Source organism: Providencia sp. 21OH12SH02B-Prov (genome assembly GCF_027362595.1).
GTDB lineage: Bacteria > Pseudomonadota > Gammaproteobacteria > Enterobacterales > Enterobacteriaceae > Providencia > Providencia zhejiangensis.
Window position 1 is genome coordinate 3,820,411 of record NZ_CP114796.1, and the last position, 24,133, is coordinate 3,844,543.

General features: G+C 41.6%; 19 protein-coding genes. 5 read left to right on the forward strand and 14 right to left on the reverse strand.

The annotated features are described in order from the left end of the window. Positions 1-2: 2 nt before the first annotated feature. The gene (gene ilvB, locus O7C57_RS17660) at positions 3-1,700 is read right to left on the reverse strand and encodes an acetolactate synthase large subunit (RefSeq protein ID WP_251465023.1); all 1,698 of its coding nucleotides are present in this window, start codon (positions 1,698-1,700) and stop codon (positions 3-5) included. A 104-nt stretch (positions 1,701-1,804) separates the two neighbouring features. After that, positions 1,805-1,894, reverse strand: a complete 90-nt coding sequence (ivbL, locus tag O7C57_RS17665) for an ilvB operon leader peptide IvbL (protein WP_154621822.1) — start codon at positions 1,892-1,894, stop codon at positions 1,805-1,807. Between the two features lie 377 nt (positions 1,895-2,271). On the opposite strand from ivbL, the gene O7C57_RS17670 reads away from it, so the two are divergent. Continuing rightward, on the forward strand, positions 2,272-3,438 hold the full coding sequence (locus O7C57_RS17670) for an MFS transporter (protein ID WP_163860633.1): 1,167 nt from the start codon (positions 2,272-2,274) through the stop codon (positions 3,436-3,438). Between the two features lie 157 nt (positions 3,439-3,595). After that, on the forward strand, positions 3,596-4,003 hold the full coding sequence (aarP, locus tag O7C57_RS17675) for an HTH-type transcriptional activator AarP (RefSeq protein WP_154623204.1): 408 nt from the start codon (positions 3,596-3,598) through the stop codon (positions 4,001-4,003). 607 nt (positions 4,004-4,610) lie between these two features. Here the strand turns inward: aarP and O7C57_RS17680 are convergent. Next, on the reverse strand, positions 4,611-5,129 hold the full coding sequence (locus O7C57_RS17680; RefSeq protein ID WP_154623819.1) for a single-stranded DNA-binding protein: 519 nt from the start codon (positions 5,127-5,129) through the stop codon (positions 4,611-4,613). Positions 5,130-5,526: 397 nt separating this feature from the next. Between O7C57_RS17680 and uvrA the strand changes: the two genes are divergently transcribed. Beyond that, positions 5,527-8,361 carry an excinuclease ABC subunit UvrA gene (gene uvrA, locus O7C57_RS17685; protein ID WP_154623820.1) on the forward strand — a complete coding sequence of 945 codons (2,835 nt, stop codon included), beginning with the start codon at positions 5,527-5,529 and terminating at the stop codon, positions 8,359-8,361. Between the two features lie 110 nt (positions 8,362-8,471). On the opposite strand, the gene O7C57_RS17690 is transcribed toward uvrA, so the two are convergent. The 3 genes from O7C57_RS17690 to dnaB all read right to left on the reverse strand — a co-directional run bounded on the left by O7C57_RS17690 (position 8,472) and on the right by dnaB (position 12,402). Next, complete coding sequence (locus O7C57_RS17690; RefSeq protein WP_269723387.1) at positions 8,472-9,668, reverse strand: aromatic amino acid transaminase; 1,197 nt, start codon at positions 9,666-9,668, stop codon at positions 8,472-8,474. Positions 9,669-9,735: 67 nt separating this feature from the next. Then, on the reverse strand, positions 9,736-10,818 hold the full coding sequence (gene alr, locus O7C57_RS17695) for an alanine racemase (protein WP_154623821.1): 1,083 nt from the start codon (positions 10,816-10,818) through the stop codon (positions 9,736-9,738). 174 nt (positions 10,819-10,992) lie between these two features. Beyond that, positions 10,993-12,402 (reverse strand): replicative DNA helicase, encoded by a 1,410-nt coding sequence (gene dnaB / locus O7C57_RS17700; protein WP_154623822.1) that lies wholly within the window; start codon positions 12,400-12,402, stop codon positions 10,993-10,995. 339 nt (positions 12,403-12,741) lie between these two features. Between dnaB and O7C57_RS17705 the strand changes: the two genes are divergently transcribed. Beyond that, a complete protein-coding gene (locus O7C57_RS17705) occupies positions 12,742-13,725 on the forward strand; it encodes an NADPH:quinone reductase (protein WP_163860628.1) in 984 nt (327 codons plus the stop codon). 45 nt (positions 13,726-13,770) lie between these two features. Here the strand turns inward: O7C57_RS17705 and dusA are convergent, their stop codons facing one another. From dusA to O7C57_RS17740, 7 genes are all read right to left on the reverse strand, one after another. Beyond that, positions 13,771-14,781, reverse strand: a complete 1,011-nt coding sequence (gene dusA / locus O7C57_RS17710; protein WP_249999786.1) for a tRNA dihydrouridine(20/20a) synthase DusA — start codon at positions 14,779-14,781, stop codon at positions 13,771-13,773. A gap of 512 nt (positions 14,782-15,293) precedes the next feature. Then, positions 15,294-15,938 carry a hypothetical protein gene (locus O7C57_RS17715; RefSeq protein ID WP_269723388.1) on the reverse strand — a complete coding sequence of 215 codons (645 nt, stop codon included), beginning with the start codon at positions 15,936-15,938 and terminating at the stop codon, positions 15,294-15,296. A gap of 434 nt (positions 15,939-16,372) precedes the next feature. After that, entirely contained in the window at positions 16,373-17,173 is an 801-nt protein-coding gene (locus O7C57_RS17720) for an inositol monophosphatase family protein (RefSeq protein WP_269723389.1), read from the reverse strand. Between the two features lie 92 nt (positions 17,174-17,265). Next, positions 17,266-17,745, reverse strand: a complete 480-nt coding sequence (locus tag O7C57_RS17725) for a DUF6882 domain-containing protein (RefSeq protein WP_154623544.1) — start codon at positions 17,743-17,745, stop codon at positions 17,266-17,268. 106 nt (positions 17,746-17,851) lie between these two features. After that, positions 17,852-18,787 carry a nucleoside hydrolase gene (locus O7C57_RS17730; protein ID WP_154623543.1) on the reverse strand — a complete coding sequence of 312 codons (936 nt, stop codon included), beginning with the start codon at positions 18,785-18,787 and terminating at the stop codon, positions 17,852-17,854. Between the two features lie 104 nt (positions 18,788-18,891). Continuing rightward, positions 18,892-21,051: an ornithine decarboxylase gene (locus O7C57_RS17735; RefSeq protein WP_154623542.1), complete on the reverse strand. Its 2,160-nt coding sequence runs from the start codon at positions 21,049-21,051 to the stop codon at positions 18,892-18,894. A gap of 271 nt (positions 21,052-21,322) precedes the next feature. Beyond that, a complete protein-coding gene (locus tag O7C57_RS17740; RefSeq protein ID WP_247047267.1) occupies positions 21,323-22,342 on the reverse strand; it encodes a mechanosensitive ion channel family protein in 1,020 nt (339 codons plus the stop codon). 193 nt (positions 22,343-22,535) lie between these two features. Here O7C57_RS17740 and O7C57_RS17745 point away from each other — a divergent pair, with 193 nt between their 5' ends. Continuing rightward, on the forward strand, positions 22,536-22,931 hold the full coding sequence (locus O7C57_RS17745) for a DUF2750 domain-containing protein (protein ID WP_163860623.1): 396 nt from the start codon (positions 22,536-22,538) through the stop codon (positions 22,929-22,931). Positions 22,932-23,064: 133 nt separating this feature from the next. Here the strand turns inward: O7C57_RS17745 and O7C57_RS17750 are convergent, their stop codons facing one another. Further along, positions 23,065-24,081: an aldose 1-epimerase family protein gene (locus O7C57_RS17750; RefSeq protein ID WP_269723390.1), complete on the reverse strand. Its 1,017-nt coding sequence runs from the start codon at positions 24,079-24,081 to the stop codon at positions 23,065-23,067. Positions 24,082-24,133 lie beyond the last annotated feature (52 nt).

Genomic DNA, 24,133 nt, shown 5'->3' on the forward strand with positions numbered 1-24,133 from the left:
AATTACGCTCCGATCATATCAATATTTGCAGCACCCGGTGGAACCATTGGATAAACCTTTTGGTTCACATCGATCAAGGCATGAATTAAGCAAGGGCCCTTTGTATTCATAATCGTTTCTAATGCCATCTCAGGATCTGCTTCTGTATTTAAATCACAGGTCTGCAAGCCGAATCCTGCCGCAATTTTTATAAAATCGGTTTGGTATGGATAAGCGGCTGCATAAATACGATTATCAAAAAACAGTTCTTGTTGCTGGTAAACCATCCCTAATGCTTGGTTGTTCATCAAAACAATTTTGATATTAAGTTGATGTTCAACTGCGGTAGCCAACTCTTGAATATTCATCATCAAGCTGCCATCCCCCGAAAAACAAACGATCGTTTTCTCAGGATTCGCTAAAGCTGCACCAATCGCGGCCGGCAAACCAAATCCCATGGTTCCCAAGCCGCCAGATGTTAACCACTGGCGAGGACGTGATAACGGATAAACTTGTGCCGCCCACATTTGATGCTGTCCCACATCCGTAGTCACGATCGCGTCTTCTCCTGCTGCTCTTGCTGCCGCTAACACTAATCCGTAATGTGTTAAAGGATTATCAGCCTCACTTAAATTCAGCGGAAAGTTCTGTTTTAACTCATTAACTCTTGTCATCCATTCTTCACGCTGATTTCGCTCAACTAATGGCAGCAATAATTCTAGGATTTGCCCTGCATCAGCATTGATAGCAATATCAGGGCGTTTAATTTTGCTGATCTCTGCTTTATCGATATCCACATGAATAATTTTGGCATTCGGGCAAAATTTTTCTGCGCGACCTATTGCACGGTCATCAAAGCGTGCTCCAATAACAATTAACAGGTCCGCTTCTTCCATAACCATATTAGTGCTACGCGCTGCATGCATGCCCAACATGCCTAAATACAGTGGATGACGCATTGGAATAGTGCCTAACGCCATCAATGTCATTGTTGTTGGCAGTGTTGCTTTCTCTGCAAAAGCAATCGCCGTTTCCGTCGATTCAGAACTAATAACCCCGCCACCAAAATAAAGAACTGGGCGCTTAGCCTGATTAATCATCTCAGCTGCCTGAATGACCTTTTCCATATCAAAATTTGGGGCTTTATCTTTTGGCTGAATCTCAGGTAATGAATCTAATTCGATAGTCGCGGTTTGTACATCCTTCGGGATATCAATCCACACAGGTCCCGGACGTCCTGATTCTGCAATCCGAAAAGCATCACAAATAACTTGAGGTAATTCATTGATATTACGAACCAAGTAATTATGTTTGGTGACAGGAATAGAAATTCCATAAGTATCAACTTCTTGGAATGCATCTGTACCAATCATTGATGAAGGAACTTGCCCTGTAATACAAACTAATGGAATAGAATCGAGCTTAGCATCGGCAATTGCCGTCACTAAATTCGTTGCCCCTGGGCCACTTGATGAAATACACACTGCCGCTTTACCAGTGGTACGTGCTATGCCTTGTGCAATAAAGCCAGCGCCTTGCTCATGGCGCGCCAAAATATGGCGAATCTGCTTACTTTTGCCTAAAGCATCATAAAAAGGGAGTGCCGCGCCACCTGGGATCCCTGAAACAATGGTAATCCCATGTTTTTCTAACAGGTGGACGATTAATTCTGCACCTGTAAAACAGGTTTTATCTGGTGATGTTGTGCCCAACTCGCTCATAATTTTATCCTTCACACTAGCCGGCGGATTCGGGCGGAGCGTCATAAAAAAACCCCGTCCGGTTTGCGCCGGCGGGGTTCTAAATCTGCGTTGATTTGTACCCGTTACGGCGCTAAGCCCACGACCACCACCACACGCACGACCACCGCGGCTGATGGCGCGGTAAGTAGTAGGTTTGAATGATGAAGAGTCATGTTCACGGGTTAATCCTGTCTGTCGATTTTAATTGGTTAGATTATTAATCATTATTTTGTGTAAGTGCATTTAAGAAAACACATATTGTTCATAATAACAATCATTTTTTCGATTTTTATTCACAGCAAACTTAAAATGAGATCAATATCACAACACACAGCAACAGGATAATTATCTAGTAAAATAGGATAATAAAGTCATTATCACTAGCTAGACAGATTGAAAAAAAGTCTCATTTTCTTATCAATTTTCTCTTGACTTAAAGTTGACTTTAAGTCGTAAAATCCCCTCCTTACAAGATAGCAATAACCATAAAAATTAAATATATCTCTTTATTTTTATTGAGGTTTATAACTTTCGGCATCGAGGGGGAATTATGCCAAAAAATGTCTGGTGGCTAACTATTGCGTTAGCATTGTTTACGACAGGTAATGCTATTGTTCTGTCGGTCGCGGTAGTGATTGGTGAAAGTCTTTCCCAAGATCCCACCTATTCCACATTGCCATTACTCAGTCAATATATTGGTCTGATTATCGCAACCATTCCCATTGCATATTTAATGCAGAAACACTCCAGAAAATTAGGTTTTATCTTGGGCAATATCGCGGGCATCATCGGCGCAACCTTGTCTATTATTGGCATTATTTATCATCACTTAGCCTACTTTTCGCTTGGCTTATTTTTTACAGGCATTGCAATTGGTACGGCTCAACAATTTCGTTTCGCTGCATTAGAAGAGGCACCTAAGTTCTTGCATGCTAAAGCGATTGGATTAGTCATGAGTGGAGGAATCGCTGCCGCCTTAATCGGCCCTACACTCGCGGTAGTCACACAACGATTTTTTACTGAATACCCATTTGCAGGCCCTTTTAGTACCTTAGTGGGCATTTATGTGCTCGCCTTTATCTTACTATTAAACATCCCATTAAAGAAAATTCCCCCAGAAAAACAAAATCATATGGAGGTGAAGCGTAGTTACAAGCAGTTATATTCACAACCCATATTAAAATTAATTGCGATAGTGAGCGCCGTTGGCTATGCATTGGTTGTTTTTACTTTTGCGTCTATTCCACTCTCTATGAAACAAAATCATTTCCCGTTTCCTTTGATCGCTATCGTCTTTCAATGTCATGTACTTGGCATGTTTGCCCCTTCATTTTTCACTGGGCATTTGATTCAGCGCTTAGGAGCTAAAAAAATTATTTTTGTCGGTATTCTATTACTCATACTCTCTGCAACTATTAACCTTTTAGGTACTGAATTTTACCACTACTTATTATCTGGGATTTCCGTTGGAGTGGCATGGAATTTACTTTTAATCAGTACAACCCAATTATTACCGTACGGTTATCAATCTCATGAGAGAGCGAAAGTACAAGGTATGACTGATTTCCTGATTTATTCCTTTGGTGCATTAGGTAGCCTTGGCGCAGGCGTGCTGTTCTTTTCATTAGGCTGGCAGTTAATGAATACAGTCTCAATAATTTTTGCACTTTTCATTTTGAGCAGCTATGTCGTATTAAAAAAACATATTCCACAATGAACTAAACCATAACAACAGTATTTAATTTTACCTTTAGTAACCCAATGACTATTAATCATTATGAAACTCTCTGTCTTATTAGTTTGTTTAGGCTTTATTTATTTTAAATTCATAAGATGAATACTATGCTTAATACCTAATAACTAGGAAGTGTATTATGTACAATAAATTAACTATTTCATACAGTAAAAAATATACTGAATTCCAATCTGCTGTCGTCAATGAAATTCTTGTTTGGATAGAAGAAAACCTAACCAGAAGATTATTACTCGATGATATTGCTCAACGTTCTGGATATACCAAATGGCACTTACAGCGAGTATTTCGTAAAATAGTCGGTATGCCTCTTGGTGAATATATCCGCCGCAGAAGGATCAGTGAAGCAGCAAAAGACTTACAAACAACAAAACTTCAAGTTATTGATATTGCGCTTAAATATCAATTTGACTCGCAACAATCATTCGCAAAAAGATTTAAAGCGTATTTAGGTACATCACCTTCTTTATATCGACTTGCAAATAATTATGATAATGATCCGCTACTACTGGAACCAAAGGTAGCTTAATTATTTCATATGAAAAAACATCAATATTTAAAACTTTCTGATATCACTATCTAAAAAGCCCCTTGTAATCACTCTCAGGGGCTTTTTTATCAATGAAGTCATTAATAACTCATTAAAACAATACTTAAAGAAACCTTAATAAAATTTTAATCAACCCTTAAGGTTTAACTTTATAAAAAAACTATAATTGAATGATAATAAGGTTATTGCATCCCCAAAACACACATCAATAATAAACAAAAGCCGCCTTCGTGGAATATCTATCGATACCTTTCTGTTATGTTTAAAAATGATGCTCAATCAAACTCACCATTTCATTCACATCATTAAAATCAATGTTCAATAACTCAATTTAAATAATAAAATAAGTAACAGGGGGTGATTCACTTCTTTTCTATCATCGTTTTTCTTTTTAAAGAACGATTTGATATTAATTTTTATACTCATAATGATAAAACAATAGGCTTATCAAGCGAACAGAAAGTTAGCCATCCTAGTTAACTATATGAATAATAAGTATTGTATGAAAGACTCTCCTGAACAAATAAAAATACCCTTAAAATAAGGGTATTTTATCATTCTTCAACATTCTATTTTTAGGCGAGCCTTAGAACGGAATATCGTCATCAAAATCAATTGGTGGCTCACTGCTTTGTGGAGCTGGCGATGACGGTGCACGCGCTGGTGCGCCACCACCACTAAATTGTTGCGCTGCTGGTTGCTGTGGTTGCCCCCAACCACCTTGGCCACCTTGGCTTTGGCCTGAAGATTCACCGCCGCGTCCGCCTAGCATTTGCATTGACCCGCCAATGTTAACCACGACTTCTGTGGTATAACGATCTTGACCACTTTGGTCTTGCCATTTACGCGTTTGCAAAGAACCTTCGATGTATACCTGAGAACCTTTTTTCAGATATTCACCCGCAACTTCAGCTAATTTGCCGAAAATAACCACGCGGTGCCATTCTGTTTTCTCACGCATTTCGCCGGTTTGCTTATCACGCCAGCTTTCAGAAGTTGCCAGAGTCAGGTTTGCCACGGCACCGCCATTAGGCATGTAACGGATTTCAGGATCTTGCCCTAAGTTACCGATAAGAATTACTTTATTTACGCCTCTGCTGGCCATTTAAACACTCCTGATGCATTAGATTTAATCTCTGTATTGGTCATGAAGTTTAACACGACCAATCAAGTATTGCATACGCATTCCCGATGAAAATCCCCGCTGTTCAATCAAAATGCGAACCGCTTTGAAAATTTAAGCCCTATCATTATTATCAGTGTTGATAGACAAAAAATATAGGCTTCAATGAATTCAACTGATAAACAAACCGACGACCAGTCAGCCGCATCATTATCGATATAATGATGTGTTCGAATCAGTATCGTCAGCAATGCGAGAGCTTGAAGTATAACATGCATAATCTTTTTTTTAATAGAATACTGTATATTCATTCAGTCTAAATTGTGCGATAATGATCCACTTATGATTGTTCACTATCAAATCATCCGGGAAGTGGTAAATGGATAATATCGAAGTACGCGGTGCCCGCACTCATAATCTTAAGAACATCAATCTCATCATCCCCCGAGACAAACTGATAGTTATTACAGGGTTGTCCGGTTCAGGGAAATCATCATTAGCCTTTGATACGCTCTATGCGGAAGGTCAAAGACGCTATGTTGAATCATTATCAGCTTATGCAAGGCAATTTCTCTCGCTGATGGAAAAACCTGATGTTGACCACATCGAAGGGCTATCACCTGCTATTTCGATTGAACAGAAATCCACCTCTCATAACCCGAGGTCTACAGTCGGTACCATCACTGAGATCCATGATTACTTGCGTTTGCTGTTTGCTCGTGTTGGGGAACCTCGTTGCCCTGACCATAACATTCCACTCGCAGCGCAAACAGTAAGCCAAATGGTTGATAATGTTTTGGCTCAGCCCTCTGAACGCCGCATGATGTTGTTAGCCCCCGTCGTGAAAGATCGTAAAGGTGAGCATGTCAAATTATTAGATAATTTAGCCTCTCAAGGTTACATCCGCGCGCGTATTGATGGTGAGGTTTGTGATCTCTCCGATCCACCGCCCCTTGAATTACAAAAGAAACACACCATCGAGGTGGTCGTTGATCGTTTTAAGATCCGTGATGATATTGCACAACGTTTAGCTGAATCATTTGAAACTGCACTGGAATTGTCGGGTGGCACAGCCATTGTGGCCGACATGGATGACCCGCAAGCTGAAGAGCTCGTTTTCTCCGCTAATTTTGCCTGCTCGGTATGCGGTTACAGCATGATGGAATTAGAGCCACGTCTCTTTTCCTTTAACAATCCGGCTGGTGCTTGCCCAAGTTGTGATGGCCTTGGCGTTCAACAATTCTTTGATCCGGAAAGAGTCATTCAAAGTACGGAGATTTCCTTAGCCGGAGGAGCTATCCGCGGTTGGGATCGCCGTAACTTCTACTATTTTCAAATGCTACAATCCCTAGCGGAACATTATAAATTTGATGTTGAAGCTCCTTATGAATCCCTAAGCCCATCGATTCAAAAAATTATTTTATATGGCTCAGGGAAAGAGACCATTGAGTTCAAATACCGTAATGATCGAGGTGATATCACTGTTCGCCGCCATCCATTCGAAGGGGTGCTCAATAATATGGAGCGCCGCTATAAAGAAACGGAATCTACTGCGGTACGTGAAGAACTGGCGAAATATATCAGCAACCGGCCTTGTGTGACATGTCACGGAACTCGCTTGCGTAAAGAAGCACGCTTTGTTTTCGTCGAAAACACCACGTTACCTGAAATTGCCGATTACAGCATTGGCCATGCTATGGCATTTTTCCAAAATCTAAAACTCAGCGGACAAAGGGCGAAAATTGCCGAAAAAGTCCTAAAAGAAATCAGTGATCGATTAAAATTCTTAGTTAACGTAGGCCTTAATTACCTAACCCTTTCTCGCTCCGCGGATACCTTATCCGGCGGTGAGGCACAGCGTATTCGTCTTGCCAGCCAAATCGGTGCAGGGCTTGTTGGAGTTATGTATGTCCTTGATGAGCCTTCAATCGGACTCCATCAACGCGATAATGACCGCCTGTTAGAAACGCTAATCCATCTACGTAACTTAGGTAACACCGTGATTGTGGTTGAGCACGATGAAGATGCAATCCGTGCGGCAGACCACGTTATTGATATTGGCCCTGGAGCCGGTGTGCACGGCGGCCAAATTGTTGCCCAAGGCACATTAGAAGATATCATTGCCAACCCAGAGTCATTAACGGGTAAGTTCTTAAGCGGTGAACGACGAATCGAAATTCCCGAGAAACGAGTTCCCGTGAATAAAGACAAGATGCTCCAATTACATGGTGCTAAAGGGAACAACCTAAAAAATGTCACCCTTAAACTCCCTGTTGGCTTATTTACTTGTATTACAGGCGTTTCTGGTTCAGGGAAGTCCACGCTGATCAACGATACTTTATTCCCTATCGCACAGCGCCAATTAAATGGTGCAACGACCATCACACCTGCCCCTTATTTAGATGTTGAGGGTCTTGAGCATTTCGATAAAGTCATTGATATCGACCAGAGCCCTATCGGCCGTACACCTCGTTCAAACCCAGCCACCTATACGGGGGTCTTTACACCTATTCGTGAACTATTTGCAGGTGTACCTGAATCACGAACTCGTGGCTATAATCCAGGTCGCTTTAGTTTCAACGTCAAAGGTGGTCGCTGCGAGGCCTGCCAAGGCGACGGTGTGATCAAGGTTGAGATGCACTTCTTACCTGATGTTTATGTACCCTGTGACCAGTGTAAAGGTAAGCGTTATAACCGTGAGACATTAGAGATTAAATACAAAGGAAAAAGCATTCACGAAGTACTTGATATGACTATTGAGGAGGCTCGTGATTTCTTTGATGCCGTCCCTGCACTTGCGCGTAAACTGCAAACATTGATGGATGTTGGTCTTTCCTACATTCGTTTAGGCCAGTCAGCCACCACTTTGTCTGGTGGTGAAGCGCAACGCGTGAAACTTGCACGTGAATTATCGAAACGTGGTACTGGGCAAACCATTTATATCCTTGATGAACCAACGACTGGCTTACATTTTGCAGATATCCAACAGCTACTGACGGTATTGCATCAATTACGCGATCAAGGTAACACCATTGTGGTCATTGAGCATAACTTAGATGTTATCAAAACGGCTGACTGGATTGTCGATTTAGGCCCTGAAGGGGGCAGCGGTGGTGGTGAAATATTAATTTCAGGTACCCCAGAAGAGGTGGCGGAATGTGAAAAATCGCATACTGCTCGTTTCTTAAAACCAATCTTGGCTCGTGGCTACTAAATATCACGGTGACCCAAACAATGGCGGTTTTTGATCGCCGCGTTGTGTCACTGCCTCTTTAATAAAAAACGCAGGATTTACCTGCGTTTTTTTACGATATCACTCGACGGTTACTGACTAACCGCAGCAAAAGCTTCAACGATACGATGCACGTTATGGCGGTTAACTCCAGCCATACAAACTCGCCCAGTTCCGACTAAATAGACCGCAAACTCATCTTTCAAACGAGCAACCTGTTCTTTTGTAAATCCTGTATAGCTGAACATACCGCGTTGTTTTAACAGATGGTCAAAGTTCTTTTCAGGTAACGCTTTTTTCAGTTCGTCCACGAGGACTGTACGCATTTCGACAATACGCACTCGCATCTCTTCAACTTCTTTCAACCATTGTGCTTTTTGTTCGCTATCAGTCAGCACTTGCGCCACAATCTTAGCTCCGTTTGATGGAGGGCTAGAATAAAGGCGACGAACCCCTGCTTTTAGCTGACCAAGAACGCGGTCGCGTTCTTCTTGGTTTTCACAAATAACAGATAGGCCACCAGCACGTTCACCATAGATACCAAAGATTTTGGAGAATGAATTACTGACGAATACCGGTAAACCTGCTTTGACCATCGCTCTGATAGCATAAGCATCTTCATCAATACCTTCAGCGAAACCTTGGTAAGCAATATCTAAGAATGGGATCAATTTTTGTGCTTTTGCGACTTTAGTCACTTCATCCCACTGCTCAGGTGTCAAATCAGAACCCGTTGGGTTATGGCAACACGGATGCATTAAAATGATGCTATTTGCTGGCAACGTCTTAAATGTTGAGAGCATTTCAGCAAATTTAACCCCTTTAGTTTTTTCATCAAAATAAGGGTAGTAGTGAACTTTGGTACCGGCACCAGAAAAAATAGAGGCATGGTTTTCCCATGTTGGATCACTACACCAAACCTCAGATTGAGGGAAATAATGGTGAAGGAAATCAGCCCCCAGTTTTAGCGCACCAGACCCCCCTATCGTTTGTACTGTTGCAATACGCTCTTGAGCGATCAGTGGGCAATCAGCACCAAATAGCAGGTGTTGGATCTCCAATCGATAATCTTTTAAACCTTCCATCGGCAAATACAGTGATGCACTTGGTGGCAGCTTATTTAAAGCCGCTTTTGCATGGCCCACTGTTTTTAGCTCTGGTGTTTTGCCTTCACCGTCATAATACAGGCCAATACTCAAATTGATTTTGTTTTCACGAGTATCTTTATTAAATTCATCCATTAACGAAAGGATGGGATCGCCAGGATAGGAATCAACGTGTTGGTACACAGGACATCTCCATAATCAGATAATATTCTATTTTTCGTCTCGTCTTTTGAAAATAACCCTTTGTCAGTTATTCGTCTACATATTCCATGACAACTCTTGAGGTTAATTTTGTCAGTAGTTCATAGTTGATAATTCCTGTTTGTTTGGCAATTTCCTCAACAGGCAGAGCTTTCCCCCATAAAACCACCTCATCACCTACTTTATCATTGGCATTTGGGCCTAAATCGACGGTGATCATATCCATAGAAACGCGCCCTACAATTGGCACTTTTCGCCCATTAACCAAAACGGGTGTGCCCGATGGCGCACTTCGAGGATAGCCGTCACCATAACCAATTGCCACGACGCCAAGTCGAGTATCACGGTCACTACACCATGTTGCACCATATCCGACACATTGCCCAGCAGCATGCTCTCTGACGGCAATTAATGTTGATTTAAGTGTCATCACACTTTCTAAACCAAAGGATTTAGCGGGGACTCCTTCTTGCGGAGATGCGCCATACATTATAATGCCCGGTCTTACCCAATCATAGTGAGCTTCTGGCCATAATAGAATGCCTGCCGATGCCGCAATCGATTTTTCCCCGACCTTATTCTCAATAAATTGTTTGAAGCAATGGATTTGTTTAGCGGTTGTAGGTAATTCAGGTTCATCAGCCTGACAAAAATGGCTAACAATATTGATAGGCAATTCGACATTTTTACAAGCTTGTAAACGCTGATAAAACGCTTCCGCATCTTGAGGAAGTACACCTAAGCGATGCATACCCGTATCAAGTTTCATCCAAACTTTGATAGGCATCGCTAACTGAACGTTTTCCAACATTTCAAGTTGTTCAATACAATGGATAACCGTATCGATACGGTGTGTGACTAACAATGGCAGATCAGAATGTTCAAAGAAACCTTCAAGTAACACGATGGGGGCTGTTATTCCCTTTTCTCTTAATGCCAGAGCTTCCTTAAGACGGGCAACCCCAAACCCATCAACGAGGTCTTCAATACCGGTACTGACTTCAGTTAATCCATGGCCATAAGCGTTTGCTTTAACAATTGCAATGAGACGACTGTGTGGTGCTAATTCTCTGACGCGTTGCAGATTGTGTCGCAGAGCGCGGCGGTTAATTAATGCGGTTGCCGCTTTCATTATTTCCTCTTTTATTTTTATGCTCTCATCACTAAAACTACCGTTAGTGAATACACGAAATCATTCCAGTTGTCACAACACGACACAAAAAAACGCCTTAGGGGCATACCAAAGTATGCGGCTAAGACGAGTGAACTTAGTCAACGCAATGACAACTCGAAATCGGGTGAGTGTTTATTCATCATCGTAAGCCGGTCCCGCATAGTTATCGAAGCGAGACCATTGGCCATTGAACGTCAATCTAACCGTACCAATTGGCCCATTACGCTGTTTACCTATAATAATTTCCGCAACGCCTTTCAAGTCGCTGTTGTCGTGATAAACTTCATCACGATAAATAAACATGATCAAGTCAGCATCCTGCTCGATAGAGCCTGATTCACGTAAGTCGGAGTTGACTGGGCGTTTATCTGCACGTTGCTCAAGGCTGCGGTTTAGCTGTGAAAGCGCCACAACGGGTACATTAAGCTCTTTCGCTAACGCTTTAAGTGAACGAGAGATCTCCGCGATCTCTAACGTTCGGTTGTCTGATAACGCAGGAACTCGCATCAACTGTAGGTAGTCGATCATGATTAGGCTCAAGCCGCCATGTTCACGATAAATACGGCGAGCGCGTGAGCGAACCTCTGTCGGCGTTAACCCCGAGGAGTCATCGATATACATATTACGCTTTTCAGACAAGATCCCCATCGTGCTCGAAATTCGTGCCCAATCCTCATCATCAAGCTGCCCAGTACGAATACGCGTTTGGTCAACACGGGATAATGAGGCCAACATACGCATCATGATCTGGTTGCCGGGCATCTCCAAGCTGAAAATCAAAACCGGTTTTTCTTCCGTCATTGCCGCATTTTCACACAAGTTCATCGCAAAGGTCGTTTTCCCCATTGATGGACGGGCGGCGACGATAATTAAATCGGAGCCCTGTAGGCCGGCTGTCTTTTTATCGAGATCTTGGTAGCCTGTTGACACCCCAGTCACACCGTCATGCGGCTGCTGGTATAGTTTTTCAATTTTTTCGATGGTTTCCGCTAAAATCGCTTCAATATCCTTTGGGCCTTCATCTTTATTGGCCCGCGATTCAGCAATTTGGAAGACTTTCGTTTCTGCAAAGTCCAATAAATCTTCACTACTACGCCCTTGTGGGTCATAACCTGCATCGGCGATTTCATTCGCTACCGAGATCATATCTCGCACAACAGCACGTTCACGAACAATGTCCGCATAAGCATTAATGTTCGCCGCACTTGGTGTGTTTTTTGACAATTCGGCAAGGTAAGCAAATCCCCCAACAACATCCAGCTCACCTTGTTGCTCTAGGGACTCTGATAGCGTGATCAGATCAATCGGTTTGCCTTGTTCTAGCAAAGTTTGCATTTGAGCAAAAATAGTACGGTGTGGACGACTATAAAAGTCTGCATGGGTAACGCGCTCAGAAACAGTATCCCAACGTTCGTTATCTAGCATTAACCCTCCCAATACAGATTGCTCCGCTTCGATAGAATGCGGTGGAAGTTTTAAGCCTTCCATCTGCTGGTCGCGCGGCGCACTGTTTTTGTTTTCTGAAGGGTATTTCTTAGCCATACTTTCTTATCCACATCCATTATTTACTAACATATTAGTATACGCCAAACTTGTTATTGAAGGGCGCTTTCTTTACTTCCTGAACAGAATTTTTATCGTTGTCCGATGAGTGATAAACCTATAATTCATACCACGAAACCATAGCGTTATTATTGAGTGATTGATATGGTAGACAAATCAGCTTCTAAATAATTCGAATATTTGTAGCCAACAAATCCAATGATTCCCGTGAAACTAGCTCACGATGGGATTAAGGAACAAAATTTGTCCGCTACACACCTCAACCAACAGATAACTTGCAAGACGACGAGTCCAATACTGTTACTATCGGAGATGATCATGGTAAAACGCATTGAATTTGTACAAAATGGTGGCCCCGAAGTTCTGAATTATACCGATTTTGAGCTAAAAGACCCTGCCGATAACGAAATTCAGATAGAAAACCATGCCATAGGTATCAACTATATTGATACCTATGTACGTAGCGGTTTATACCCTGTCGCCAATTTACCCTCAGGCCTGGGTACAGAAGCTGCGGGTATTGTGGTGAAAACCGGTTCCCAAGTAACAGGTTTTCGCCCTGGTGACCGAGTCATGTATGCTCAAGGCCCTCTCGGCGCATACAGTGAAGTTCACAATGTACCAGAACAGGCTGTTGCCCATCTACCCGATGATATTTCCTTTAATCAAGCCGCGGCATGTGGCCTAAAAGGTATGACAGTCTATTACCTACTGAACCAAACTTATCAAATCAAACGCGACGAAATCTTTTTATTCCATGCAGCAGCAGGCGGCGTTGGACTCATTGCTTGCCAATGGGCAAAAGCGCTGGGTGCCAAAATGATTGGTACGGTTGGTAGTGCGGAAAAAGCAGAACGCGCCAAAGCAGCTGGTGCGTGGGAAGTGATTAATTACCAAACTGAAGATATTGCTGCACGCGTTAAAGAAATCACCAACGGTGAAAAAGTGAATGTCGTTTATGACTCTGTCGGCCAGTCAACTTGGATTGCCTCACTCGATTCACTGAAACGCCGTGGTTTAATGGTGAGTTTTGGTAATGCATCTGGCCCAGTGACAGGCGTCAACCTAGGAATATTAAATCAAAAAGGCGGTTTGTATGTCACTCGCCCATCATTAGGGGTTTACGTCACTAATAGAGCCGAGCTAGATCAAGCCAGCCGTGCGCTGTTTGATATGATATTGAGTGGCAAACTGAACGTGGATGTACCAGAGCAACAGATTTTTGCCTTAAAAGATGTGCAAACGGCACACCGCACATTAGAGTCGAGAAAAACGCAAGGTTCTAGCCTATTGATCCCTTAATTCGCTTGATTGGGATGCCAACTGCGGTTGCCATCCCAACGCTAATTATTGATCTCGAGTAACTAATGCCAAGGCTTGTTCGACGACAGCAAGATCTGCACCTTTCTTATGTGCATTCTCACTCAAATAACGTCGCCATTGGCGAGCGCCTGGAATACCTTGGAATATCCCTAGCATATGGCGGGTAATATGTCCCAAGTAAGTGCCTCGCGATAACTCTTTTTCGATATAAGGAAACATTTGCTGAACAGCATCCACAGCATTCACCACCGGCAATTGACTATCGAATAATTGGTTATCTACCGCAGTCAAAATAGCGGGATTTTGATAGGCTTCACGTCCTACCATCACACCATCAAGGTGGCGTAAATGCTCTTTCGCTTCTTCTAGGGTTTTTATTCCACCATTAATTGCTATCGTTAACTGAGGAAAATCACGTTTTAGCTGATAAACACGCGGGTAATCCAAGGGTGGGATTTCACGATTTTCTTTTGGACTAAGGCCAGATAACCATGCTTTACGAGCGTGGATGATAAACATTTCACAGCCGCCTTTGGCTGAAACGGTCTCAATAAAGTCACACAAAAATTGGTAGCTGTCCTGCTCATCGATACCAATCCGCGTTTTCACCGTCACTGGGATCGACACCACGTCCTGCATCGCTTTGACACAATCAGCTACAAGCTGAGCATCTGCCATTAAACAAGCGCCAAAACGGCCATTCTGTACACGATCAGATGGACAACCGACATTAAGATTAATTTCATCGTAACCACGCGCTTGTGCTAACTTTGCACATTGCGCTAATGCCGCGGGATCACTGCCGCCAAGCTGTAGTGCTACAGGTTGCTCTTCTTCACTAAATGCTAAATAATCACCTTTACCGTGAATAATAGCGCCTGTGGTGACCATTTCAGTATAGAGCAACGTATTTTTGCTCAACAAACGGTGGAAGTATCGGCAATGGCGGTCAGTCCAATCCAACATCGGCGCAACGGAAAATCTATTTATGTTCTTGTAACCTGTCATACCTTGAAAAACCTTATTTTCGGTCATTGTTGTATCTGTCTTGTATCCATGTCTTTTGTGACCTATTTAATGTGTTTTTGCTTTACCAGAACACCCGTTGAAGCCCCCTGTTTGGGAAACTCCACACCTAAATCTGCCATGGAAAATACTATAAGATAGACGATTATAACATAGACCTCAGAATGAGAGCAGATGGTACTGTGCGATATCGCTGTTCGGTTGCTATCAAGAAGACGGCAAAAGTATTTAAACACAAGGTAGCTCTGCTACATGCATTGATACTCAATATGCCATGAGGTATAAACACACTATTTGCTATTAAAAATCTGTGCGCATATTGAATTCAACCGGTTTAATACTCTTCTATCGATGGCAGCCATAGGCCCGATAAAACATATTTTTAATATTCTAATTCATTAATAGGCCATAGACAGAGTGAAATAAATTATCACAATGCAATATAAAAAATCCCACCAATAAAAACCCAGTGAGATTTTAGATTCACACACCCTTTTTATATTAGTCGATTATTTTTTCATTTAGACTTTATTAACCTCCATAACATGTGGTATCGAATAATGCAGTTCGCTGTTGTTATTCGCAACATAAAACTCAACATACATGATATACTCTAACTTAATCGTATTTCTAGGTAAGAGATTATATCGAGTGATCATCCCAGCATAGTTAATGAAAAATGACTTCATATTTTCAGAGTATAATACGATTTTATAGTTTCCTCGTTCTACTCTTGTAATCACTTCATAGTACACGGAATCTAATTCTTTACTAATTTCGTTTACTCCATATATCTCGCCTTTCATAATGTTATCGTCTTCTGAGTCCTGATTATTATTTAAAACAGACTCACTGTCTGACAACGCCATGTGTTCTAGGAAGGCTGGCAGCTCTAGTTTAAACCCCTTAACAAGATGGTTTTGTTCTATCCGATTTGGGGAACTAAAAAACTCAACATATAGGCTAAAGAAACTATCTGGCGAAACATATTCTAATAATGACACATACAATTCGGCTATATATTTATCATCATTACTAAAAACAAGGTCAATAATTTCATCACTCTCTTCCAAAGTACATTTAACAATCACGCTTGAGTTATCTGAATTTGAATTAGTGGATTCAGTAACTTTTAAAACTTCATCAATATACCCAGAATTAATCATAATAGCCTCATTTATTTATATAACACCGATGAAAAAACACAAATTAATTATAGTAGTAATTTATTTGTCGGATAGATTATAAAATAAAAAAGATAAAAACCTGTTATTATTAAAGCCTAAGCATATAAAAGCAAAAAAGAGACGATTATGATGTGTGTTTTTTAAAATAAACTTCCTTTATCATTGATTTTCAGCCAATTAAAACTGAAGATTACATTTAGATTAAACTCATTATAATTAATTTTCGATTATTTAGTGTAGAATAGAGTAGACGTTCATATTACAACATGTCACTTTATTAGTGACATGTTGTAAACTCATATAAATAAATTTTTATCTCTCTTATTAATTGCCAAATACGCGAATACGAGGGAATTGTTCAATATGATATTCCGCAATATAGGCTATAAACATTTATCACCATCTGCATTCACTTAAGAAACCGGTGTATTCATCAAATTCACAATGTGCTCCGCAAGCTCCGGTGTTGAAGCACTGAGTAAGCTGCCGCCAAACAACACTTTTTCACGTTCACCATTTAAGGTACAGACTTCTCCGCCAGCTTCGCGAATACAGGGGATCAGCGCCGCACTATCCCAAGGTTTCATGATCGAATCAATAGCGGCATGTATACGGCCTGATGCAACCATTGCATGTTGATAAGCATCATTAGCAAAAATAAAATCACGCGCCGCTCCGACAACACGATCGAGATGATAAAGCGTTGTTCCATCTCGTGGATCGTAAGTGCTACTATGAATACCTGATGCTGAAACCACCGCATTCGCCAGCTCTTTTGGTGCGTCTTTTGCTAAGACTAGCCGTCTAGAGCTGTTACCTGTGTCTAAATAGCAGCCATCCCCTTTTGCAGCGTACATAATTGTAGAAATAGCGGGAAAGCTAATGACACCGACAATAGGCTCACCATGCTCAACATAAGCAATCAAGGTGCTAAATAACGGAACACCATAAATAAAAGCACGAGTACCATCGATAGGGTCAATAACCCAGCCCGAATCGAATGATTTACTGCCTTCAAGGCCAAATTCTTCGCCAAGAATGGGGATATTAGGGGTGCGTCGAGCGAATAATTCACGCAATTTAGATTCAACTCGCAAATCCGTTTGGGTGACAACTGAACGATCCGGCTTGTAATCAAATCGTCCAGCGCCTTGAAATGCTTCCACAGTCATCGCTGTGACCGATTTCGCCGCTTCAAGTGCTATTGCTAACATCGTGTTTATCCTCCCAAAGCATAAGACAGATCGTCATTATAACTTCCAAGAATAATTAGGGAGAGATAATCATGCTTTTTGTTACTCAATGATTATGCATTATTTTTATGGAGCTTAACTTCACCAAACGACATAAAAATTAACGTATTCCCTGCGGCACCGCGGTATACCCCTTGGCGTTCATTTAACTCACAAGCTAGTGCGGCAAATTCCCAAGCTTCGCTTTCATCGATCTGACACATGGCTTCGGTTAATTGATCATAGCCTTTGCGTTCAGCAAATTCTTGTACGGCTAAAGCATCTTGTAATAATGGTTCTTCGATCGAGCTATTCGCCCATCCCCACAGCCAATTTCCTTGGTTTTGATCATAAGTGCCGATAATTTGCACGGGGGCAACTGCCACAATATCGTCTGGCGCCTGAAAAACGATAGTGCCTTCTTCTTGATCAACAGACCAACTCGCTTGATCAAGTTTCCAAGTATCACAATGAAATTGACTCTTATGTTGCAAGGCGTTCATGCTACGGGCTAGCAATATGTCATAAGGTAAGTTTTCAGCATCTTGATTCATATAAGCATTCCTAAATTACAACTTAATAACAGAAAGAAAATCATTACATAGTGATAGATTAGGCCAGCTAAACTATGGGGATTCAACATGACCTAATAGCTATTTATCACCCAATATGTTTTAAGGCATCCACCACCAGTTGCCAGAATTTAGCATGATCTAATTTTACCGCGACTTGAGTATGACAATCAGCAGGGGCAGGATGGCGGAAATCAGCAACGGTCATCCCTAAAGTTAACGTTCCTGTTAGCTCAATATCCACGGGAACACGTTGTGTCGTCATGACGGAAGGGTCGATAACATAGGCAACAGCACAAGGGTCATGCACTGGTGGGGCATCAAAACCTTGCGCCTGTTTATACATTTTGCCAAAGAAATCAAGTAATTCGACAACAAATTGCGAACAAGGTGTGCCAACTTTAGCGATGTTTTCGATAACATCCGGCGTTGCAAGTGCTTGGTGAGTGAGGTCTAAGCCAACCATGGTGAGTGGCCATTTTTCATTAAAAACAATATGTGCGGCTTCCGGATCAATTTTAATATTAAATTCAGCCACAGGGCTCCAGTTTCCAACATGGTAACCGCCCCCCATTAACACAACTTCCTTCACCCGCTCCACAATACGCGGCTCAAGCCTTGCTGCTAATGCAATATTGGTCAGTGCCCCTGTAGGCACTAAAGTGATGGTTTTAGGAGGATGCGACATGATCAATTTTATGATCAATTCTACTGCATGACTATTTTCTAATGTTAGCGATGGTTCTGGTAATTGAGGACCATCAAGCCCTGAATCTCCATGAATATCAGGAGCAATTTCCACTTCACGTACTAATGGCCGAGGTGAACCTGCCGCAAACGGAATTCCCCGAATTTTTGCCATTTCCGCAACAGCAAGCGCATTATGAGTGACTTTTTCAAGAGTTTGATTACCCGCGACAGTAGTGACAGCCAATAAATCTATTTCAGGATTACCATAAGCCAATAACAACGCAATCGCATCGTCATGTCCCGGATCGCAATCTAGGATAATTTTCTTTGCCATACACCTTACCTTATTGAATGAAAAAGGAGCTGTTTGCTAAACAGCTCCCAATCTAACCAGCTCATCAAGTAAAATCTATGAGCCGCTACAAAATAAAGGTCATTTTATTTTAAAACATGCGCATAGACACGTTTCTGTCCATCTTCCGTTTTCGGAATATAGACACCTTGTAGCTCGGGCGCAAACCCCGGCAGTAAGTTAATTCCAGCTTCGAGCGCTTGAAAATAACGTAATACAGGTCCTTCCCAAACCTCACCCGGCACCACACACAGCACTCCCGGTGGGTAAGGTAATGCGCCTTCAACGGCAATTCGGCCTTCCAATTCACTAAGTGGAAGTAATTCCACATTGCCTCGAATAAATTCAAGGTGAGCCTGTTGTGGGTTCATTTTGACCGTAGGAAAATGTTGTCTACGGAACATCTCTTTCTGTAACTGCTTAATATTGTACTGCACACTTAATTGATGCATCTCTTGGCATAAACGGCGCAAAGTATAGCCTTGGTAATGCTCTTGATAACGCTGATAGACGGATGGCAGCACATCTTCTAATAATGCATCTTCTTCCAGTAACTGCTCAAAACGCACCAAATGCATGACTAACAAATCCAGCTTCTCTTTACTCTCCGCTGGCGTAAGCAAAAAGAGAATCGAATTCAGATCACATTTTTCAGGGATCACACCATGTTCGCGCAAAAAATGAGCCAAAATCGTCGCTGGAACCCCAAAGGATTCATAGTCGCCACTTTGAGCATCAATCCCCGGCGTCGTTAACATTAACTTGCAAGGATCAACAAAATATTGGTTTTTTGCATAACCCTCAAAAGCATGCCAACGTTCATTTGGAATAAAATTAAAGAAACGCTGCTCAGAAGCTATTTGCTCTGTTGGATAATCCTGCCATGGTTTACCATCGACCCATTCAGGCACAAACGGCCTGAAATATTGGCAATGTTTGATGATGGATTTTCTAATTTCAATACCGAGCTTAACGCACTCCATCCACATCATTTCGCCCGCATCGCCTTGATGCATACGCGCATTCACATCTAAGGAAGCAAATAACGGGTAGAACGGGCTGGTCGATGCATGCATCATAAAAGCATTATTGAGCTTTTTATGAGAAACAAAACGGTTTTGCCCTTTAATATGATTATCTTTTTTATGAATCTGCGACGCTTGTGAGAAGCCTGCTAATTGTTTATGCACGGATTGTGTCACCATAATACCTGGGTCATTTTCATTTAATTCCAGTAATAATGGCGAACATTGACGCATCATTGGAATGAATTGTTCATAACCCACCCATGCAGAGTCAAACAGAATATACTCACATAAATGGCCAATCTTATCGACAACCTGCCTTGCGTTATATACCGTACCGTCATAGGTGCCTAACTGAATAACCGCCAAACGAAATGGTCGTTCTGCCGTGCGTTTCTCGGGCATCACTTCAGTAATCAATTCACGCAAATAATCTTCTTCAAAGCAATGTGCATCAATCCCACCAATAAACCCAAACGGATTACGTGCAGTTTCAAGGTAAATTGGCGTTGCACCTGCCTGAATTAACGCACCATGATGGTTAGATTTATGGTTATTGCGATCAAATAACACGAGGTCTCCAGGTGTTAATAACGCGTTCAATACCACTTTATTTGATGATGATGTGCCATTGAGTACAAAATACGTTTTATCGGCATTAAAAACCGTGGCCGCAAATTTTTGCGCTTCCTTTGCGGCCCCTTCATGGATCAGCAGATCCCCCATTGCTACATCAGCATTGCACAAGTCGGTACGAAAAAGATTTTCACCGTAGAACTGATAAAATTGTTCCCCTGTCGGATGGCGACGGAAAAATTGCCCGCCTTGATGTCCAGGGCAAGCGAAGGTGACATTATGACCCGCAGCATAATCCATCATTCGAGCAAAAAATGGCGGTAATAACTGCTCAAGATAGCGATTCGCGGCGTCGAGTAATTGACGGCTATTTTCGTTACGCTCAGCAGGTGCAGGAGGCAGTATTGCCGTTACATATGACGGCATCTCGATATTATCAGGAAGCTGTTTATCACTAATGATAAACAGCGGAATACTTAACTTACTATCAATAACTCTTTTCCATAGCCCTTGATTGGCATCCTGTTCAGATAGCACAACAGCAGCGATATTGTTTAACTGTGCATCGCGAATATCTACCCATTGGAATTCTCCAGTAAAATAGATAGCGACCCCCTGGCTACATGCCACATTGATTTTGTTCATAACAGTCTGGCCCTTAGTTAGCTGAGGAAAAGAGGCCGACAATATACTTGATAGAAAATCAGATTGGAATTGTCAGAACGTGCGGGAAGAATCATAAATATTATGGAGTAGATAAATTTTGATAAGCTACTGGTTAATAGCATAAAATTATTCAGGGTTATTTTTGCGCCACTGGCATTAAACGCTATAGAAAAACCACAATATCAACTAACCGACTAATATTTTTAATTTTAACCACATATTAGTCGGCCGATTTATCCAAGTTGGGAGGTTAGTTGTTTTTTTCCATATACAATGTCTGTGTAGGATAGGCAAAGTCTGCATCGTGACGTTTAACGATCTCAATGATCTTTAAATACACATCTTGCTGAGCAGCTAACCATTCCGCCCACACCGTCGTTTTCGTGAAGCAATACACCATAATGTTGAGCGATGAATCCGCGAATTCATCAAAATAAACCAATAACGTTTGCCCCGTATCAATATTGGGATCTTGCTGCAACATACTACGAATATCACTGACAATAACGCTCACTTTATCTGCATCCTCATAACGTAAACCTAATGAGGTTTTGATGCGTCGGTTAGTCATACGCCCTGGATTCTCAACACTGATTGATGAGAATAATGAGTTAGGGATATAGAGTGGTCTATGATCGAAAGTAACAATTTTTGTGATACGCCAACCAATCTCCACAACCGTACCTTCAATATTTCGGTCTGGCGAGCTGACCCAATCACCAATATTAAAAGGCCGATCAAAGTAAAGCATAATCCCAGAGAAAAAGTTACTTAGAATATCCTTACCCGCCATACCAATGGCAATGCCACCAATACCACCAAAAGCCATCAACCCCGACAAACTCATCCCAAAATGTTCGCCAAATAACAAAATCATCACGACAAAAATGGTGGTTTTAAATACTCGGGCAATAATACGTGCTGAGGTTGGGTCGCTCCCTTTTTTAATTTGCGTCTTTTCTAGCCTATTGACCAATTGAAACAGCTTGCGCACTAAAATAATGGCAATAATCGCAATAGTAATGAAATTAATCAGAGGGGTTGAAATAAAGCTTAAATGAAAATCTGTAGCCGCCATATCAACATATTGGGCAGCGACAATGACCATACTACATAGCACTGCTGTCTGGATGACATGAATAAAAATACTTTTATTTTTATGCTTATGCTTACGTTTTTTGCTTATTATCTCGAAAACAACCGTGACGGCTAAACATACCGCAATGATGGTAATGCCAATGGCATACTTTTCGAGTAATGTATCAATCATATTTCACCGCTCCGCATCGCTTTATATTCTTTTTTAATGATACCTTGTTTGTCTACTACGCTATTTTAGATAAACTCTGAGTGGATAAAACGCAGCAATAAAACCTCACTAAGATAACAATTTTGAACGTTATTTTCCTATTAATTATCAAGTTACTTTTTTAGAGCTTCCAATTCTAATATAGAGACATCTTATGTTTAGCCCAAACTCAAAAGAGATCGATAACGTCCTTGCATTGAATTTACAACAAAAGTATCGCTACTTTGTGGGAAAAATTGCCGATTGGGAGGCCGTGTGGGTACTTTTCGCGCATGATCAGATTACGACAATACACGATAACAATGGACGGTTATTACTCCCTGTTTGGCCAGCTAAAGCTTATGCACAGCGTCATCTTGATGGCAAAAAGACAAATTGCATCCCGACGCGGCTATCACTAGAACATTTTATGACAGAGATATTACCGGATATGGATGGCGCGAATATGACAGTCGCGATCATGATGGATCCGCAATGTAAAACATATGTCATCGCTGAACCCAAAACACTGCTACAAGATCTGATCGAAGAGTGTGAGCAATATGAATGATAACGATCATGCCACTTTTATTGCCACTATCGATCTGACTTTTATTGATTGATTATCAGTGGCCTTATCAAAGCTCACCCACTTGAATCTTCAACAACAGGCAGTTTTTAAGCTGCCTGCCATGTAATGAAGATTATTGCTCAACACCGGTGGTTACCGTAAATTGTCGTTTTTCACCAGCACCTAACCAAATCAACGTGTGATTATTCTTTGCCGCTAAAAAGCCTTCAGGCCGGCAAGTCGCGGGTAACACAAAGGCACCAACTTTCTGATCGTCATTGTAAAGGATCCAGCGAGTGGCAAAATTAAGCTCAGAAGAATGAAAGCGGGTCACAAAACTCCCCCCCTCTTTCGAGGTCATACGGAACTCTGGTTGTGAGGTGTACTGCGCTAAGTTATCCATAAAAAAGACTATTTCAGGATCACACATATTCGGTTGATCAAGCTGATTGAGTGTGACCGCGCCCGATTTTAAAGCTTGATTAAATTCCAGCCACTGCGGTGTTGGATTCACATGCCCAGGAATTGATTCTCGTAACGTCATCGCACTTTCCGGAATATTTTGACTCAGTTGGGCGTTATCCACATAGGCATAGTTCATATGACACATATATTGTAGAGGCATCGCTACTGAAGCCAAATTAGTCACCGACATGTTAATCTCAAATAACGCACTGTTTGCGTTTAAAGTCACAGAAGGCTCAGCAAGATAATGATGACCAAATCCCATAACATATTCATAGTCACCACACACCCGCACACTATCATGCGATAACGATAACCAAGCGCGATCCATTGCGGCACAAGGCATTTCGCCATGTAATGGATGATTATCTTCTGGAGATGGGCAGCCATTGCTAATTAAACCTGAATGAAAAGCAAAGCAACCATATGTTTCGACTACGGTTTTAACTGGTTTTGGCTCTGAAAACATATTATCCATTTTCAGATTATGTCCACAAAATTCGGCATCCCAGATCATCTGACCTAGGAAAGGTAAAATTGTTAGATATCCTTGTGAATTCTCGACTCGAAGCCCTTCAACACCCGATGCATAACGAAATGCACTGACCGTAAATTGATTATTTTTTATGATAAGGCTTGCTCTATCCGTAAATAAGCTTTTGTGAAGCGGAATAATTGTGTTCATTTTCATACTCACGGTTAAATTAAAGGAATGAGGCAGGCTTAACCTGCCTCAA

What these genes read in the sequence shown, in the direction of transcription:
- O7C57_RS17750 (WP_269723390.1), bottom strand. Translation starts at nt 24,081, where the DNA reads ATGAACACAATTATTCCGCTTCACAAAAGCTTATTTACGGATAGAGCA.
- O7C57_RS17715 (WP_269723388.1), bottom strand. Translation starts at nt 15,938, where the DNA reads ATGATTAATTCTGGGTATATTGATGAAGTTTTAAAAGTTACTGAATCC.
- O7C57_RS17720 (WP_269723389.1), bottom strand. Translation starts at nt 17,173, where the DNA reads ATGTTAGCAATAGCACTTGAAGCGGCGAAATCGGTCACAGCGATGACT.
- O7C57_RS17705 (WP_163860628.1), top strand. Translation starts at nt 12,742, where the DNA reads ATGGTAAAACGCATTGAATTTGTACAAAATGGTGGCCCCGAAGTTCTG.
- O7C57_RS17730 (WP_154623543.1), bottom strand. Translation starts at nt 18,787, where the DNA reads ATGGCAAAGAAAATTATCCTAGATTGCGATCCGGGACATGACGATGCG.
- O7C57_RS17680 (WP_154623819.1), bottom strand. Translation starts at nt 5,129, where the DNA reads ATGGCCAGCAGAGGCGTAAATAAAGTAATTCTTATCGGTAACTTAGGG.
- alr (WP_154623821.1), bottom strand. Translation starts at nt 10,818, where the DNA reads ATGAAAGCGGCAACCGCATTAATTAACCGCCGCGCTCTGCGACACAAT.
- aarP (WP_154623204.1), top strand. Translation starts at nt 3,596, where the DNA reads ATGTACAATAAATTAACTATTTCATACAGTAAAAAATATACTGAATTC.
- O7C57_RS17725 (WP_154623544.1), bottom strand. Translation starts at nt 17,745, where the DNA reads ATGAATCAAGATGCTGAAAACTTACCTTATGACATATTGCTAGCCCGT.
- O7C57_RS17670 (WP_163860633.1), top strand. Translation starts at nt 2,272, where the DNA reads ATGCCAAAAAATGTCTGGTGGCTAACTATTGCGTTAGCATTGTTTACG.
- ilvB (WP_251465023.1), bottom strand. Translation starts at nt 1,700, where the DNA reads ATGAGCGAGTTGGGCACAACATCACCAGATAAAACCTGTTTTACAGGT.
- O7C57_RS17745 (WP_163860623.1), top strand. Translation starts at nt 22,536, where the DNA reads ATGTTTAGCCCAAACTCAAAAGAGATCGATAACGTCCTTGCATTGAAT.
- O7C57_RS17740 (WP_247047267.1), bottom strand. Translation starts at nt 22,342, where the DNA reads ATGATTGATACATTACTCGAAAAGTATGCCATTGGCATTACCATCATT.
- dnaB (WP_154623822.1), bottom strand. Translation starts at nt 12,402, where the DNA reads ATGGCTAAGAAATACCCTTCAGAAAACAAAAACAGTGCGCCGCGCGAC.
- ivbL (WP_154621822.1), bottom strand. Translation starts at nt 1,894, where the DNA reads ATGACTCTTCATCATTCAAACCTACTACTTACCGCGCCATCAGCCGCG.
- dusA (WP_249999786.1), bottom strand. Translation starts at nt 14,781, where the DNA reads ATGACCGAAAATAAGGTTTTTCAAGGTATGACAGGTTACAAGAACATA.
- uvrA (WP_154623820.1), top strand. Translation starts at nt 5,527, where the DNA reads ATGGATAATATCGAAGTACGCGGTGCCCGCACTCATAATCTTAAGAAC.
- O7C57_RS17735 (WP_154623542.1), bottom strand. Translation starts at nt 21,051, where the DNA reads ATGAACAAAATCAATGTGGCATGTAGCCAGGGGGTCGCTATCTATTTT.